The organism is Actinomadura rugatobispora (assembly GCF_042656285.1).
Taxonomy (GTDB): Bacteria; Actinomycetota; Actinomycetes; order Streptosporangiales; family Streptosporangiaceae; genus Spirillospora; species Spirillospora rugatobispora.
In genome coordinates this window covers 25,358-41,291 of the sequence record NZ_JBHSON010000062.1, presented here as the reverse complement: position 1 = coordinate 41,291, position 15,934 = coordinate 25,358, and the positions used below count along the sequence as shown (strand labels likewise).

The 15,934-nt window shown below is 68.2% G+C and carries 11 protein-coding genes; 4 read left to right on the top strand and 7 right to left on the bottom strand.

Features of this window, described 5'->3' with window-relative positions; all coding sequences use genetic code 11:
* The first annotated feature begins 2 nt into the window (after positions 1-2).
* The 4 genes from ACFPZN_RS35940 (at position 3) to ACFPZN_RS35925 (ending at position 7,130) form a co-directional block, all read left to right on the top strand.
* A complete protein-coding gene (locus ACFPZN_RS35940; protein ID WP_378286909.1) occupies positions 3-818 on the top strand; it encodes a hypothetical protein in 816 nt (271 codons plus the stop codon).
* 1 nt (position 819) lies between these two features.
* Entirely contained in the window at positions 820-5,280 is a 4,461-nt protein-coding gene (locus ACFPZN_RS35935; RefSeq protein WP_378286908.1) for a coiled-coil domain-containing protein, read from the top strand.
* A complete protein-coding gene (locus tag ACFPZN_RS35930; protein WP_378286907.1) occupies positions 5,237-6,376 on the top strand; it encodes a hypothetical protein in 1,140 nt (379 codons plus the stop codon). The genes ACFPZN_RS35935 and ACFPZN_RS35930 overlap by 44 nt, the downstream gene beginning before the upstream one ends.
* 394 nt (positions 6,377-6,770) lie before the next feature.
* Positions 6,771-7,130: a site-specific integrase gene (locus ACFPZN_RS35925; RefSeq protein ID WP_378286906.1), complete on the top strand. Its 360-nt coding sequence runs from the start codon at positions 6,771-6,773 to the stop codon at positions 7,128-7,130.
* A gap of 1,053 nt (positions 7,131-8,183) precedes the next feature.
* Here ACFPZN_RS35925 and ACFPZN_RS35920 read toward each other — a convergent pair.
* From ACFPZN_RS35920 to ACFPZN_RS35890, 7 genes are all read right to left on the bottom strand, one after another.
* A complete protein-coding gene (locus ACFPZN_RS35920) occupies positions 8,184-9,638 on the bottom strand; it encodes a tyrosine-type recombinase/integrase (protein ID WP_378286905.1) in 1,455 nt (484 codons plus the stop codon).
* A 475-nt stretch (positions 9,639-10,113) separates the two neighbouring features.
* Positions 10,114-10,905: an SDR family NAD(P)-dependent oxidoreductase gene (locus tag ACFPZN_RS35915; RefSeq protein ID WP_378286904.1), complete on the bottom strand. Its 792-nt coding sequence runs from the start codon at positions 10,903-10,905 to the stop codon at positions 10,114-10,116.
* A 3-nt stretch (positions 10,906-10,908) separates the two neighbouring features.
* Positions 10,909-12,453, bottom strand: coding sequence for an AMP-binding protein (locus tag ACFPZN_RS35910; protein ID WP_378286903.1), 1,545 nt, complete (start codon positions 12,451-12,453; stop codon positions 10,909-10,911).
* The gene (locus ACFPZN_RS35905; RefSeq protein ID WP_378286902.1) at positions 12,450-13,250 is read right to left on the bottom strand and encodes an ABC transporter ATP-binding protein; all 801 of its coding nucleotides are present in this window, start codon (positions 13,248-13,250) and stop codon (positions 12,450-12,452) included. Before ACFPZN_RS35905 ends, ACFPZN_RS35910 begins: the two co-directional genes overlap by 4 nt.
* A 4-nt stretch (positions 13,251-13,254) precedes the next feature.
* On the bottom strand, positions 13,255-13,995 hold the full coding sequence (locus tag ACFPZN_RS35900) for an ABC transporter ATP-binding protein (RefSeq protein WP_378286901.1): 741 nt from the start codon (positions 13,993-13,995) through the stop codon (positions 13,255-13,257).
* Positions 13,992-15,065: a branched-chain amino acid ABC transporter permease gene (locus ACFPZN_RS35895; RefSeq protein WP_378286900.1), complete on the bottom strand. Its 1,074-nt coding sequence runs from the start codon at positions 15,063-15,065 to the stop codon at positions 13,992-13,994. Before ACFPZN_RS35895 ends, ACFPZN_RS35900 begins: the two co-directional genes overlap by 4 nt.
* Positions 15,062-15,931, bottom strand: a complete 870-nt coding sequence (locus ACFPZN_RS35890; protein WP_378286899.1) for a branched-chain amino acid ABC transporter permease — start codon at positions 15,929-15,931, stop codon at positions 15,062-15,064. Before ACFPZN_RS35890 ends, ACFPZN_RS35895 begins: the two co-directional genes overlap by 4 nt.
* Positions 15,932-15,934 lie beyond the last annotated feature (3 nt).

Genomic DNA, 15,934 nt, shown 5'->3' with positions numbered 1-15,934 from the left:
CCGTGTTCGAGGACGAGGACGACATTGAGGCTGCAGGCCGACTCGTCGCTTACGGCTTCCGGCCCAAACTCCGTCCGTTCCGCGACCTGGACTACGCGGCGCTCGTCCGGCGCTACAACGAGGATCCGGAGTTTGAGCGGATCGTCCACCGCTATGCGGCGGGACTGAAGCTCCGTGTCATCGGCGTCACCGGGAGCGCCGGCTCCGTCCTCGCACCGCTTCCAGGCTCGTTCTTCGAAACGAAGCTCGAACCCTACGCCCGGCTGTTCCGCCAGGCCCAGCACCGGGAGACCGAACGCGTCCTCCACGGCATCGTCCACCTCGCGGCAGCTGCGCTGGGCTTTCCAAGACCCGCCGACCTCGCCGACGACAAGTACGTCGGCCGGATCTCGGTCAGAGAGGTCGACCGCGTCGTCCAAGACGTCTGCAAGGAGTTGGACGCACGGGCGGCGGCGGCTGGCGAGAACGGGGATCCACCGCAGGGCGAACCGGAACTGGAACGGGTCTGGAGGCTATACGCCCGCCGACCGGAAGCCGCGGAGACGCGGGACGACCGGGTCGCGCCTCACACCAACGAGGCGCTCGTCCTCAGAGTCGTAAGGTATCTCCTCGAGGAGGGCATGCTCACGGCCTACAACGAGGAGGCGGAGGAGTCCGACCGGGTCTTCCGGACGACCAACCGATACCAGCTCCAGGTCCGTGAGCTCGCGGCACTCCGGCTGTTCGATGAGCTGACCGAGATCATGAACGGTCCGCCCATGTCGCAGGGCGGCCTCGTTCGCCGACCTGATTCCGAGGCGCTGTCGGGAGACCAGTGAGATGTACGAGCTTTCCCGAATCTGCCTCCGTTCCGTCGGTCCCTCCGGGGCGCGCTACGAGAACGTCCTCCTAGACTTCAGCAAGGCGGGCCGTCCGGTAACGGGTTACCAGGCGAACCTGTTCGCAAGTGTGTCGGAGGTGCTTCGGCCGTCGTCGGCCAGCGTTGTCTTCCTGGAGAACGGCGGCGGCAAGTCCGTCTTGCTGAAGCTCGTGTTCTCGGTCCTGCTGCCAGGCCAGCGCAACGTCGTCGGCGGCTCGGACGGAACCTCCCTTGGCGACTTCGTCGGTGCGAGGGACGTCTCCCACGTGATCCTGGAGTGGACGCACTCGGTCACCGGACGCCTGTTGATCACCGGGAAAACCATGGCCTGGAAGGGGCAGACGGTTTCAGCGACCGCCGAGAACTTTCTTGAACAGTGGTACTGCCTGTTTCCCAACGAGAAGCTCAACCTCGAAAGTCTCCCAGTCGTCGAGCAGGGCCGCTATCTGACCTTTCAGGCGTACCGCGCCCAGTTGAGCGCGGCGTTCGTCGAGGACTCGCATCTTGATCTCTACTGGCCCAGGAGCCACGGCGACTGGACCGAGCGCCTGGGAAAGCTCGGCATCGACACCGAACTGTTCCACTACCAGCGGCACATGAACGCGGGCGAAGGCGAGGCCGTCCGGGCTTTCACCATGGAGACCGACGAGCGGTTCGTCGACTTCCTACTGGAGGCCGTCCTGCTCGAGCGGGACCTGACTCCGCTCGCCGACCTCGTCTCCGAGCACGTCGAGAAGCTGGCCAAACGCGCCACCACTGTCCTGGAACGGGACTTCGTGGAGGAAACGCTGGAGCTCCTCGCCCCGCTGCGACGGAACGCGGAGCGCGCCGCAGTCTCATACGACACTTCGGCGCGGGCCCAAGCCTCACTCAGTGCCTTTGCCGGGAGCGTCACCGCCCGCAGCGGCCGTGAGAACTCGTCGCTGGTCAGCCTCACGGAGCGGGTGAAGGCAGCCAAGACGTCCCTCAAGGAGGCCGAGCTCGAGGCCACCGCCCTCCTGAACCGCGAGCAAGCACTGCGCCTCCGGAAGGCGATACTGGCGCTCCAGGCGGCTGATCGAAACACGAACGAGACGGAGTGGAGGACTCGCCAGGCCGAGGCCGAGGTCAGCGCATGGCAGAGCACCGGCGCGGTACTCGATCATCTCAGCAACGCCGCCGAGGCCGGACGCCTTCGCGAACTCGTTCAGGAACGCGACGATCAGGCACGTCCCCTCCTAGAGGCCCGGACGCTCGCCGCCATGTCTCTCGCGCGTGCGCTCCTTGGCCTCGCGCGGAACGCCGCCGACGCCGCCGCAGTCCTCGATGAGGAGGCCGCCGAACACCAGAACAGGGAAGCCGCCGCACGCGAAGCGCAGCAGACAGCGACCGGAAAGGCCGCCGAGGCGAGGGCAAACGCGGTCACGCTCACCGACCTGATCTCCAACGTGGGGAGGCGGCTCGACAAAGCCGTGAACGACGGCCTCATCGAGGCACCCGAGACGCTCGCGACTGCGCTCTCCACCGAACGGAACAAGCGACAGGACCTTTACGAGAAGGTGGCCGGCGCCCAGAAGCAGGTCAACGAGCTCATCGACGACTGGCCGCGTCTCGATGCCGAACAACGTGGCGCGGACCTCGAGGCCAAGGACGCCGAACAACGGCATGACGCCGCGAGGGACGCCGTTGAGGAGGCCCACCGACGACGCGCGCTCCTCCAAGCGGAGGACCGCCTCGCGGAACTCCTCCAGACTGGGGACGTCCTCCTTGAGCAGGACGCTCCAACCCTCGCGAAATCCCTCGCCGAGGCGATCGCGGAGCACACCCACAAGATCGTGGCCCTGATGGTCGAGCAGGCACAGGACGAACGCGACCGCCTGGCCCTCGCCGAGGGCGACCTGCTCCCGCCGTCGGCCGGGGTGGAGGAGGCATGCGCGGCCCTGGTCAGGGAGAACATTCAGGCATGGCCGGGATGGAGATATGTCAGCGACATTCAGAACCGAGACCGGCGGCGCGAACTCGTCCGCGTCCATCCGCACCTGGTGGCCGGAATTCTCCTGAACTCGAAGGAGCACGTCGAGGACGCCCGCCGGATCCTGTCCGACGAGCGTCACCAGTCGGCCTCGGTCGTGACCGTCGCCACGACCGAAGAACTGGAGCGGCCCGGCTCCGGCGTACCCGCTTTCGTGCTCCCCTTCAAACCCGCGCTCTACGACGAGGCAGCCGCCGAACGAGAACACGAGCGGATCGAGTCCCGGCACCGGGACAGGACCACGGCCATCGCCGCGCTCACGGAGGCCCAAGAGAGGGACACCGCCCTTCTGAGCAGAGTCCGTGACTGGCTGCGGGACTATCCACCGGGGCGCATTACCGGACTCGAAGGCGATCGCGATCGAGCCGCAATGGAACTCACCGAGGCGACGGCGGCCGTGGCCACGGCCGAAAGGGCCAAGGAGCAGAACGAGCGTCGGCTTCTCCACGCCCGTGTCAAGCGGCAGGCTCTCGCGGAGGAAAGAACGAGATCGGAAGACCTGGTCCGAACCCTCACCGCTCTGGCCGACGAGGCCGAGAAGATCCCAGGCTGGAAGAACAAGCGGAGGGGCCTACTCGAGACCGCCCGTGTGGAGAGCGAGACCGCCGAACGTCTCGGAAACGACGCCCTGAACGAGAACCGGTTGGCCACCGACGCGGTTCGCGAGGCCGACCGGCAGCGCCGGGCGGAGCGGGACCTCGACGCGGAACGTGCCGCGTTGCCCGGTGCTGAGGAGATCACCGACTCCGGTGCGCGCCCTGCAGAGCCCGTCCCGGTACTGCGCGAACTCTACGCTGCGGCGGCGGAGCAATACCAGCGCGCCGCGACCGACGAAGATCTGATGGAGCGGCTGGCGACTGCGGAGAAGACCGCCGCGGCCACGACGGCGACCTACGAAGCCCTCAACTCGAAGATCCGGGAACGTGCCCAGGACCTCCTCAAAACCACTGCGGGTGCGAGTGCGGCCAGCCGGGCGTCAGCGCTCGACCTGGCCGTGCGGGCCCGGGCTGTGGCCGATGAGGATCACCACAACGCGCGTGTCCGCCGAGGTGTGTGCGAGCACGAGGCCCAACGGCTCCAAACGGCATGGGACGACAAGGAGGCCGGGCCCGTCGACAGGTTCCTCCATCCGCTTCCGGTGGACGTCGCGGCCTGTGACCTGAGTATCCGGCAGACGCTCGACGAGCACGCCGCCGCCGTACGTCTGGTCACCGAACGCGAGAAGGAACTGGATCTCCGGCAAGGGGAACACTCGGGAGCGGAGGAGGCGGCCAGGTCCTTCGGCGTCCTTGCCAAGGGACTCGAGGAGGATCTGACGGATTCCGTCGAGACGCCCTACGAGGGCGACTACGCGTCCGCCGTCAACGAGTACGACGTCCTGTTCGCCTCCCGAAAGTCCACGCGATCGGCGGCCTTGGAGGACGCCGACCAGGTGAGGAAGTCGGGGCGCGCCCTGCACGCCCTCACCAGGAGCGACCGATTCGCCGAACTGGGCGCCGCTGTTCAGCGCGAGATCAACGCGACGGAACCCGAGCGACTTGCGGAGAAGGCCGAACCCTGGGAGGAACGGCTGCGGCCCCGTCTTCGGTCCCTCAACGACGATCTCGAACAGACCGAACGGCACCGCCGGAACATCGTCACCAATCTCAAGGGCGAGACCGACAAGGCGATCGGTGTTCTCCGCACCGCCCAGCGGGTGTCCCGGCTCCCAAGCAGCCTCGGCGACTGGCACAACGAGGAGTTCCTCCGCTTCCAATTCGAGCTCCTCGGCAACGAACTCCTCATGGAACGTCTCGGCGAGGTCGTCGATGAAGCCGCCGCCGGGAGGACCTCCGACAACCGCAAGGTCCAGCGCACCGGTCTGGCCTTGATACTCAGGGCCGTCCATGCGGCCACACCCAAGGGGATCAAGGTCTACGTCCTCAAACCCGACACCACACTGCGCGCCGAACGCGAACGGGTCTCACGGGTGAAAAAGGTCTTCTCCGGCGGACAGCAGCTCACCGCCGCGATCCTGCTCTACTGCACGATGGCGGCGCTCCGCGGCAACGACCGTGGCCGGCGCGCGGAGCACCGCGCCGGGCTGTTGTTCCTCGACAACCCGATCGGCCGGGCGAACGCCTACTACCTGCTGGATCTCCAGCTGTCCGTCGCGCGCACGCTCGGGGTCCAGCTCATTTACACAACAGGGCTCTTCGACGACAGGGCGCTGCGCCAGTTCCCTCTGATCATCAGGCTTCGCAACGACGAGGATCTCAGGTCCGCCCGCATGTTCCTGTCCGTCGACGCGCGGGTCAAGGGGCACCTCGACGCTCTGCCGCCTTCTGACGGCGTCGGGCGGATCAGCACTGCGAGAATCTACAGCCATGGCAGAGGCACAGGACAGGTCCCTCCCCCGAAGGGAGCGTGAGCTCGCTGCGGGACTCCGCCGATGGGCCGACGACCGGGGCCTCGGCAAGGGCGCCAAGACCCGTGTCCCGATCCGGGACGTCTATGACGTCTTCCAACTCGTCCACAATCGCAATCCCGACAACGCCTACGAACCGGAGGTGCTGGCCCACCTCCTCAAACAACTCGAACAGCACCGCATCGTCAGACCACTGCGGGAGCGAGCCCCCGACATGGCCCCGCTGCCCGTCGGAGTCTGGCTGCTTCCCGAGACGCCGCGGCGGGCCACGTCCGTTCCTATGCCGTCCTGGCATCCCGAGCTCAGCGGCATGGCCGCATCCTGGAGAACGGCCGGCCCACGGCAGAAGGCCGCTTACAGGGCCATCAATACTTGGCTGAAGAGCGCCCCCGATCTAACTCCGTTGCCGCTTCGCGAGCGCACTCTGGAGATCTTCGGCACTTATGGCTCGGACGCCGACTTCCCCATTCCCGAGAAAGCTCTCGACAATCTCAGAAGCGGCGTCCTCTTCTCCGACACCGCTCGGCTCGACGAAGTGCTCCGCACCTTCCGCCCACCGCTTCCCCTCCTGACCGAGACCTTCCCCGCCACCGACGACAAGGGCCGGTTCCACAGGGTCGGCCACGGCGACCTGCTCCTCGTCATCGAGAACTCCACCACGTGGTGGTCCATCGTCGACGCGCTCCCCTCAGACCATCGGCTCGGCTATGTCGCCTGGGGAGTCGGCGGCTCCTTTCGCGCCTCGATCCGATCGATCGCCGCCAAGCACCGGATCGCCGAAATCCGCTATTTCGGGGACCTCGACCCAAGTGGCCTCACCATCCCCCTCAAGGCATCTCAAGCCGCCACCGCTATCGGCCTCCCCCCCGTTCTCCCGGCGACGGCGCTGTATAAGCTGCTCCTTCGGGTTGGCCGCCCCCGCCACGGCACCGAGTCTTGCGTCGCCCCCGATGTGGCCTCCTCCCTTAGCGCCTGGCTCCCCCTCAGCCAACGCCCAGCCGTGACCGCCCTCCTTACTGGCGGACGTCGGATCGCCCAGGAATGGGCCAACCATCGCCACCTGACTCGCGACACCGCGTGGCACCAGGACATTCGCTGAACGGACGCGGTCGAGCAATGATGATCGCAACAGTTAGGTGGCGCTGATCTGCACAAGAGGGGCGTCGGTGGCGCCTGTCCACCGGGGCAAGCGAGGGTCGCAACGTCCAAACCGGCAACTACACCGACGGCCGGATCAAGTCTCGTTCGGCGGGAAGATCTCGGAAGGAGCGGATGGAAAGACGTATCGAAAGTCCTCATCCAGGCTGCGGCGGCTTCGGGTGAGTTTGAGGTCCTGGACGTGCGGCGGCCTCTGGCTAGCCTGGTCAGTGTGGTGGCTGACCGTGCTAGGGCGTCGTGGGTGTTGGGTCAGGTTGGTGTGTTGGACGTCCATGCCTGCGGCTACTAAGGCGGCGTGGATCTCTTGAGGCTGTGGCGGCCGATGTTGCGGACGTGTGGGAGTTGGCCGTTACGGGGCAACCGAAGGGCTCACGATCGACCGGGTGCGGGACGTCCTCAAGGCGGCCAAGAAGGACCAACTCTACGCCTTCTACGTCCTGGTGCTCTGCGTCGGCCTGCGGCGCGGCGAGCTGCTCGGGGCTGCGGTGCGAGGACATTCGGCTTGTCCGCTGCCGTGGCTGCGCCCGCCCGCCAACCGCGAGAACCTGCTGCCCGGGGTTCGACCAGCCTGCGGTTCCTCGAGCCACATCGCCGGTGCCCACCGGCACTCCTCGCTCTATTCACGAGGCCATCGTGCACCCGACCACGACCTCGGCCATCACGGAAGACAGCAGACCGCCTCACCACTCCAATAGAGCACACTCCAGAACAGCCCGAATGGCTGGGTTGAATCCCTTCAGCTCAAGCTCCGCACGACCTGCCAGTGCTGCGCGCAGAGCCCGCCTTCGTGCTGAGGCCACCGAAAGGCGAGGTTCTCAGGCTCACCTGGGACCTGATGGACTTTGACGCCGCTGAGTTGTGGGTGGGCGAGCAACCGCAACAGGTCCGATGGCAACTGCTGCGCCTCCAGGTCAAGACCGAAACGCCAGAAACGGCCTACCCATCCCGGCCGTCTGCGTCGCCGCGCTCCTCCTGCAAGCAGCACGAGAACCGAGCACCGAGGGCGGCACGCCGAGCGACAGACTGATACGGGCCTACGCGTTCGACCGACCAGCCTTTCGTCGTTTCTGGGGCAGTGCGGGGCGGCGCGGACAAGCGGCTCGCAAGCGGGACCTTCGGGTCAGCGTGCACGGCCGCTGGTCGGGGGATATCCCGAGAGCCAGTACCCGGTCCCATCGTAGTAGCCAGGGCCAGGGCCCAAGACGCCTGTGCCACTGCTGAGGGCTGCATAGAGGGCTTCACGTTCCTCGCGCCAAGGTTCGTGCGTCGACCACCATTCCCTGCTGCGCGCAAAGTGGTCGGTCTCGTAGGAGTGCGCTCCCCAGTGCTCTGCGGGAAAGGTGCAGCACTCGCCGGGCTCTGTGTCGGTCATCGGGATCTCGGCTGGACATCCGGGCATCGAGGCAAACTCGCGGGCACCCTCATCGTCCCAGTGAAGCCAGACCAGCAACATACCCTCGTATTCGTTGACTAGGAGGACGTGGCGACCAGGATGGCCAGCCTGAGACTCGCACAAAAGGTCCGAATGAGGAAATCCTCCACTAACAGGCTGGCCGTAGCGCGCCCGCAGGCTCTCCCTCTCTTCTCGCACAATCTTCGTGACGGCACTGCACGAAGCAATCAGCTCGGGGGCTTCTTCCATATCTCGAAGGTTAGATCAAGAGACGCGCTGCTTACGGTGCCTGAGGAACAAACGATGACGCTAGGCCACTTTCGGCCACCCTCACCGGCGAGAATGTACGGCCCTTCTAGGCAGGGCGGAGCTTGAGGTTGTCGCTGGTCTTCTGAGCAATCAGTTGATCGGTGATTAATGCTTGGAGTTCGGCGATCTTGGCTTTCGCATCGGCCAGTTCCTTCTCTGCGTTCGGGGAACCCGGCGGTCCTGCGGGTGTTGTGCGGATCTTGTTCAGGGCTTCCAGGGCGGTTTCATCGGCGGTGGGGAGGGTGTGAAGGTAGCGCTCGGTTGTGGAGATCTTGCGGTGACCGAGGCGTTCCTTCACCACCTGAAGGTCGGCGCCGCCAGCGAGGAGCCAGGAGGCGTGGGCGTGGCGGAGGTCGTGGATTCGAGGTGACCAACCGAGGTTGGCGGCGTCTCGGGCTGGGTGCCAGCAGTACTTGCGGAACCAGTTGGCGGAGATGTGCGGTTCGGTGTCGACGATGCGGGGCTTGCGGGGGCTGTCTCTGCCTTGGGCTCGACGCTTGGCTCGGTAAGCGGCGTAGGCGGCTCGGCAGCGGTCGCACTTGCACTTGCCGAGGTTGTAGGCCGTGATCGTTCCGTGGGTGTAGGTGCGCCCGTTCGGGGCTTTGAAGGTGAGGGTTTCGGGTTCTACGAGTTCGGGTTTGGGTGGTTTGTCCCGGCGGCGGCTGAAGAAGAGGTCGTCTGGGCCGAGGTTGTTGGCTTCTGCGTGTGCCTTGAGCTTGGCGACGATCTGGGGACTGAGCTTGAAGCGGCGCCACCGCTTGCCCTTGGGGTAGTCCTTGACCAGGAAGCGGCGGCCTTCGGGGTGGTATTTGGGGACGAGTTCGACTACAGAGCGGCTGACGGTGAGGATGCCGGTGGTGAAGTCAAGGTCCTTGACGCGCAGTTCGGTCAGTTCGCCCCAGCGGAGGCCGCTCTCGATGTCGGTCTCGACCAAGAGCTGGGCGGTCGCGTCCGGGAGGGCCTCGTAGATGCGGGCGAACTGCTCGGTCGTGATGATCTGACGCGGCTTCTCGGGGACGGGGTCGGTCTTCACGCCGCGGCTGGGGTGGTAGACGAGGACGCCGTCGTTGACGGCGGTGGTGAAGATGGCGTTGAGGATGGCCGTCTTGCAGTACTTGATGCGGTAGGCCGAGGCACCTTGCTTCTTCAGGTGCGTGATCCACTCGCGGACGGTCTCCGAGGTGATGTCCTGCAGCTTCATGTCGCCGAAGTACGGCATGACGTGGGAGGCGAGCGCGTAGGCGTAGTCCTGGCGGGTTGATGCCTCGATGCGGTGGTTCGGGAACCAGCGTTCCTTGACGTAGGTGCGGAAGGTTTGCCGGGCTCGGCGAGGGTCGCCTGCCTTGCCCTCGGCGATGCGTGCCTCGGCTCGTTGCCAGGCTCGGTCGGCCTCCTTGCGCGTGGCAAAGGTGCCGGCCGTCTGGCGGACGCTCCTGGCGTCGTCATAGAGCGCCTGGTACCGGGTGCCGTGCGGACCCGTGCGCTTGCGTGTGAAACCCATGGTCCCCCGGGAAGCGAGATCATCTGTCACTCATTTGTCACTGGATCACGGAAATCCCAGCGACATCAGCGAGCACAGGATGGCATACGAAACAGCCTCTGACCTGCAGTTTAGCGGGGTTGAGCGTGATCTTCGGGGATGCTTTTCTGCCGCTTCCAAACTGGCTACGCGGGTTCGATTCCCGTCGCCCGCTCCAAAGCCCCCCAGGTCAGAGCCCTGATCGCACGCCTCTGAGACCGCCCTCAAGATTCTCTATCGCTGTGATTCAGCGTGATCATGTGTTCACTCTGGCACCAGGCAGCTCCCAACGGCACCCCAGCCGCTGCTGGAGTGGCTGCGCGGTCCCTGGGTGGTTGGGGTGGTTGTGGTGAGTAGCGACCGGGTCGGGGGAGGCGCCTCAGCGAAGGGTGGTTGCGGTGTCTGGGGGACGGAACGGCGCCCTGGTTTTGGGCAGGGCGCCGTTTTCGGGGCGGGGTCAGGGGGTTACGCGGATTGTGCCTCCGTCTACTAGGAGGGAGGTGCCCGCGATCCAGGAGGCTCGTTCCGAGCACATGAAGGCGATCGCGTCCGCGACCTCGGCCGACTCGCCGGGGCGGCCCATCGCGATGGGCTGCAGTTCGAGCATCCGGCGTTCGACGTCGTCGGTCGTGACGCCGAGTCGGTCGGCCTGGGCCTGGTATCCGGCGAGTACGCCCTCGGTGCGGGTCAGGCCGGGCAGGACGCAGTTGACCAGGACGCCGTCCTTGGAATAGCCGAGCGCCAGCGATTTGGCCGCGTGGATCAGGGCCGCCTTGGCGGCGCCGTAGGCGGCCCACCGCTGGTCGGCCTCGCGCCCGGACGTGGAGCCGACGAAGACGATCCGGCCCCAGCCGCGTTCCCGCATCTCCGGGATGCAGCGCATGGCGAGCGCGACGCCGCTCAGCACGTTCAGCTCGAAGTGCTCCACCCACTGCTGCCAGCTGAACGAGCGCAGCGGTCCGTGGCCGCCGCCCGCCGCGCAGACGGCGATGTCGACACGGCCGAAGGCCGCGACCGCCGCCTCGTGGATCCCGTCCACGTCCTCGGCCTTGGCGGCGTCGGCGACATGACCGGCCACGTCCACGCCGTCGGCGCGCAGGCGCTTCACGGCGTTGTCGAGGTCCTGCTCGCCGCGCGCGGCGAGCAGGATCTTGACGCCCGCGCGGCCGAGTTCGGCGGCCGAGGCCAGGCCGATGCCCTTGCTGCCGCCCGTAACGATCGCGACGCGGTCCTTGATGTCGAGGTCCAACGCTCACTCCTTTTCTGTTGTCTTTTCGGCGCGGTCGAGCACGTCTCCTTCGAGGCCGCGGCGGCGCAGGGCCGGTTTCTCGACCTTCTGGGTGGGGGTGCGGGGCAGCTCCGGCAGGACGCGCACGAAGCGGGGGACGGCGTACCGGGGCAGCCGGTGCTCGACGGCGGCGATGGTCGCCCCGGCGTCGGCGCCGGGACGCAGGACGACGGCCGCCATCACCTCGTCCTCGTCGTCGGGACGCACGGCGTACACCGCGCACTCCACGACATCGGGGTGGGACAGGAGCACCGACTCCACCTCCCAGGCCGAGATGTTCTCCCCCTTGCGCCGGATCGCGTCCTTGATCCGGTCGGCGAAGAACAGGTCGCCGTCCTCGCTGAGCCAGCCGGAGTCGCCGGTGTGGAACCACAGGTCCCGCGTCGCGGCGATGGTGTCGGCCTCGCGGCCGAGGTAGCCGCGCATGAACACGTTCGACCGCTTGGGCCGCAGCCGGATCTCACCGACTTCGCCGGGCCCGGCCGGTTCTCCGCCGGGACGCACGACCTGCACGTGGAACAGGTCGCTCTCGCGTCCGGCGGAGCCGGCCGGCGACCGGCCGGCGGACCGGTTGACGGTCGCCATGGGCGCCTCGGTCAGCCCGTAGACCTCGGAGATGGTGACCCCGAAACGGGTCTCGAACGTCGTCCAGACGTCGCGGGGCGCACCGGCGCCCCACGCGACCCGGACCGTGTGGTCGCGGGCCTGCCGGTCGTCGAGGCCCTGGGAGGCCTTGAGGATCATGCCGAGGACGGAGCCGAGGTAGTTGAACGCCGTCACGTTCCCGGCGCGGCAGATGTCCCAGAAGCGCGAGCTGCTGAACTGGCGGTCGAGCTGGAACCCGGCGCCCGCGGCGAGGGCCGCGCCGACCCCGGTGTAGCGCGCGTTCTGGTGGTAGAGCGGGAAGAAGTTCAGCAGGGTGTCGCGTTCGCCGTAGTCGTTCAGCCGCGCCACCGCCCTGGCCAGCTCGACGCAGGATTCCTGGGAGTGGTGGACGCCTTTGGAGGGCCCCGTCGTCCCGGAGGTGTAGAGGACCACGCCGCTGGAGGCGTCCGAACACCACCGGTGGAAGTCGCCGGATCCGCCGCTCTCCAGGACGGACACCGTGCCCTGCCACTGCTCGGGTACCCGCCCGGCGACGATCACATGCCGGACGCTGGTTCCCGGCAGGCTCCCGGTCAGGGTCTCCAGGAGTCCGGCGTCGCAGAACACGACCTCTGTCTCGGAGTCGCGCAGCAGGTAGGTGAGCAGGTCGCCGCGGTAGTTGGTGTTGAGCGGCACCTCCAGGCAGCCGGTCATGGCGGTGCCGAACCAGACCGCCAGCGCCTGCGCGCTGGTGTTCATGAAGGTCGCGACGCGAGAGCGGTGGTCCATCCCCAGGGACCGCAACTGCTCGGCGACGGCCGTCGCGTCGGCGGCCAGCGACGCGGCGTCCACGTCCTCGGCCTGGACGCGCAGCCGCGCGCCGGTGGCGAGCCAGCGGTCGAGCATCTGGGCGAAGGGGTTCACGGGCGCTCCTGTTCGTTGTCTCGGCCGATGTAGGCGTCGACCACCTCGGGGCGGTTCAGCACGACGTCCGGGGGCCCGACGGCCAGGACCGCGCCGGCGTTCAGGACGACCACGTCGGAGCACAGCTGGTTGATCACCCGCATGTCGTGCTCGACGATCACCAGGGTCGGGCCGCCCTCCACGCGCAGCCCCGCCAGCACCTCGACGACCTCCTCCTTCTCCGAGCGCGACAGCCCGGCCATGGGTTCGTCGAGCAGGATGCAGCGGGGTTCGCTGACGAGCGCCCGCGCGAGGTCGACCCGCTTCTGCACGCCGTAGGGGAGTTCCCGGGCCGTCCGGTCCGCATGCTGCCGCAGCCCGACCCGCTCCAGCGCACCGAGGGCGCGTTCGCGGGCCCGCCGCTCGGCCCGGCGGGCGCCGGGCAGCGACAGGCCGGCGCCCAGCAGGCCGGTGCGCACGGCGAGGTGGTCGCCGACCATCACGTTCTCGGCGGCGGTCAGTTCCATGACCAGTTGCGCGCCCTGGTAGGACCGGCCGATTCCCATGGCGGCCAGGCGGTGCGGCTTGATGCCGGTGCTGCGCTCGCCGTACAGGAAGACCTGGCCCGCGCTCACCGGGACCAGCCCGCTGACGCAGTTGAGCAGCGTCGACTTGCCCGCTCCGTTGGGCCCGACGAGGCCGGAGGTCGTGCCCTCCCCGAACGAGACGGTCGCCTCCCGCACGGCATGGGTCCCGCCGAGGCGGACGTCCAGGCCCTGGGTGCGGACGGCCGCCGCGGCGGTACCGTTCCCGGTCATCCGGTCAGACCTCCAGTCCCAGGTAGGTGCGCCGGACCCGCTCGCTCTGCAGGACCTCGCGCGCCGGGCCGGTCAGCGCGACGGAGCCGGACACCATGACGTGGGCGCGGTCGGCGATCGCCTGCGCCGCCCGCACGTTCTGCTCGACGATCAGCAGGGTGGTCCCCCGGGAGTCGACCAGCGCGCGCAGCGACTCGAACACCGCGCGGACAGCGATCGGCGACAGCCCGAGCGACGCCTCGTCCACCATCAGCAGGCGCGGACTCAGCAGGAGGGCGCGCGCGATGCCCAGTTGCTGGCGCTCGCCGCCGCTGAGCTGGCCGGCGGGCAGGTTCATCCGTTCGGCGATGAACGGGAACAGCGACACGGCCTCCTCCAGGAGGGCGGCCCGGGAGGCCCGCCCGCCCTTCGCCGGGGCGGCGCGCAGGTTCTCTCCCACCGTCAGCGTCCCGAAGACCTTGGTCTCTTCGGGCACCAGGACCACGCCGTGCCCGACCATGGCGCGCGGGGGGAGCCCGGTGACGTCGACGCCGCCGACCAGCACCCGGCCGCCGCGGACCCGGCCGCGCTCGCTGGAGGCGAACCCGCCCACTCCGCGCAGCAGCGAGGTCTTCCCCGCGCCGTTCGCCCCGAGGACCAGGCATACCTCGCCGTCGTGCACGTCCAGATCGACGTGGTCCACCGCGACGCTGCCGCCGCCGTAGGACACCGTCAGGTCCCGGATCTCCAGCAGCGGCCGGCTCACCGGTCGCCGCCCTTGCCCCGCCCCGGCAGCGGGATCGAGGTGAGGACGCGGGCGATGCCCGCGATCCCGTCGGGCCGCCAGATCAGGAAGACCACCACCAGGGTTCCGTAGATGATCAGCTGCACGTCGCCCAGGTTCTGCTGCAGGAACGACACGACCGGCATCTCGGGGGGCAGCAGGGAGATGAGCCGCGACAGGATGGTGGGCAGCAGGATGACGAAGGCCGCGCCGGCGATCGCCCCGCCCGGCGAGCCCATCCCGCCGATGATCACCATGGCGATGTACTGGATCGCCAGTTCCAGGGTGAAGCTCTCGATGTACACGGTCTGCTGGGAGTAGGCCAGCAGCGTCCCCGACAGCGAGACCAGCGCGGAGGAGATGACGAAGGCGGTCAGCTTGTAGGACGCCAGGGGGATGCCCTGGCTGGCCGCGGCCAGGGGCGTGTCGCGGATGAGCATCCAGGCCCGCCCGAACTTGCTGTGCTTGAGGTTGAGCACGATCCACCACGCGAGCAGGAGCACGGCGGCCAGCAGCACGTACCACTTCAGGGTCGTGTCGATCGCCAGCCCGCCGATCGCGGCGATCGGCAGCACGAACCCCGCCGACCCGACCGCCTGGGTCTGGTACTCGTTGAAGATGAAGATCAGGATGAAGTGCAGCGCAAGGGTCGCGATCGCCAGGTAGATACCGGTCACGCGGAGCGCCGGCAGGCCCGCGAGCAATCCGACGAGCCCGCCGACCAGCAGCGACGCGGCCAGCACCACCGCGAACGGCAGGCCCATCCCGGTCGCGCCGGCCGCCGCGCCGTAGGCGCCGAGGGCGAGCAGTGCGGCGTTGCCGGCCGTCACCAGCCCGGCGAAACCCATCACCAGTGTCAGCGCCAGTGCCCCGAGCGCGGCGATCAGCGCCGAGTTCACCAGGGACAGCTGGTAGTCCTGGAGGGCCAGCGGCAGGACGCACACCAGCAGCGCCACCGCGGCCCGGCCGCCGTACCGGCGCACGGCGGTCGTGCCGTCACGGCCCTGGGAGTGCTCGGCCGGCGGGGTCAGGGGGCGGTCCGTCGTCGTCATACGCGTTCCACCTGCTTCTCGCCGAACAGCCCCTGCGGCCGGAGCAGCAGGACGACGAGGATCACCGCCCAGGCCGCGACGTCCTGGGCCGAGCCGCCGAACAGCTTCACGCCGAACGTCTCGGCGAGCCCGATGATCAGTGCGCCGGGGATGACGCCCTTGATGCTGGTGAGGCCGCCGACCAGGGCGGGGGCCACGCCGCGCAGGCCGAGGGCGTCCACCCCGTGGAAGCTCAGCGCGGTCTGGTAGGCGTACATGATCCCCGCCACCGCGGCGGCGGTGAGCGCCATCGCCCAGCCGAGGACGTACACCCAGTCGACGGCGATGCCGCCCTGCGCGGACAGCACGGGGTTCTCCGCGGCGGCGCGCATGCGCACCCCGGTGGTCGAGTACCGGAAGAAGGCGTGCGCGGCGGCGAACACCACGAGTGCGGCCACGAGCCCGAACAGCCCGTACAGGGTGGTGGAGGCGCCGCCGGGCAGGTCGACCACGCGGCTGTCCACCGGCTCGCGCATGACCCGGGCCTCGGTCCCCCAGGTGAGAGAGCTGATGCCCTTGAGGGCGCTGGCGAGCCCGAGCGTCGCGATGACCAGTGCGAACTCCGGCTGGCCCGAGAGCTTGCGGAAGATCAGCCAGTGCGTGACCGCCCCCAGGGCCGCCACCGTGGCCAGGGTGCCGAGCACCACCAGCGGCCAGGGCAGGCCCCAGCTCGTCGCGTACTGGTTGAAGATGAACGCGCCGAAGGCCAGCTGGGCGCCGGTCGCCAGGTTGAGGATCCCGTTGGTGCGCCGCAGCAGCACCCACGCGAACCCCACCAGCGCGTAGATCGCCGAGAGCACCAGGGCTCCCACCAGAAGGCTCACCATGGC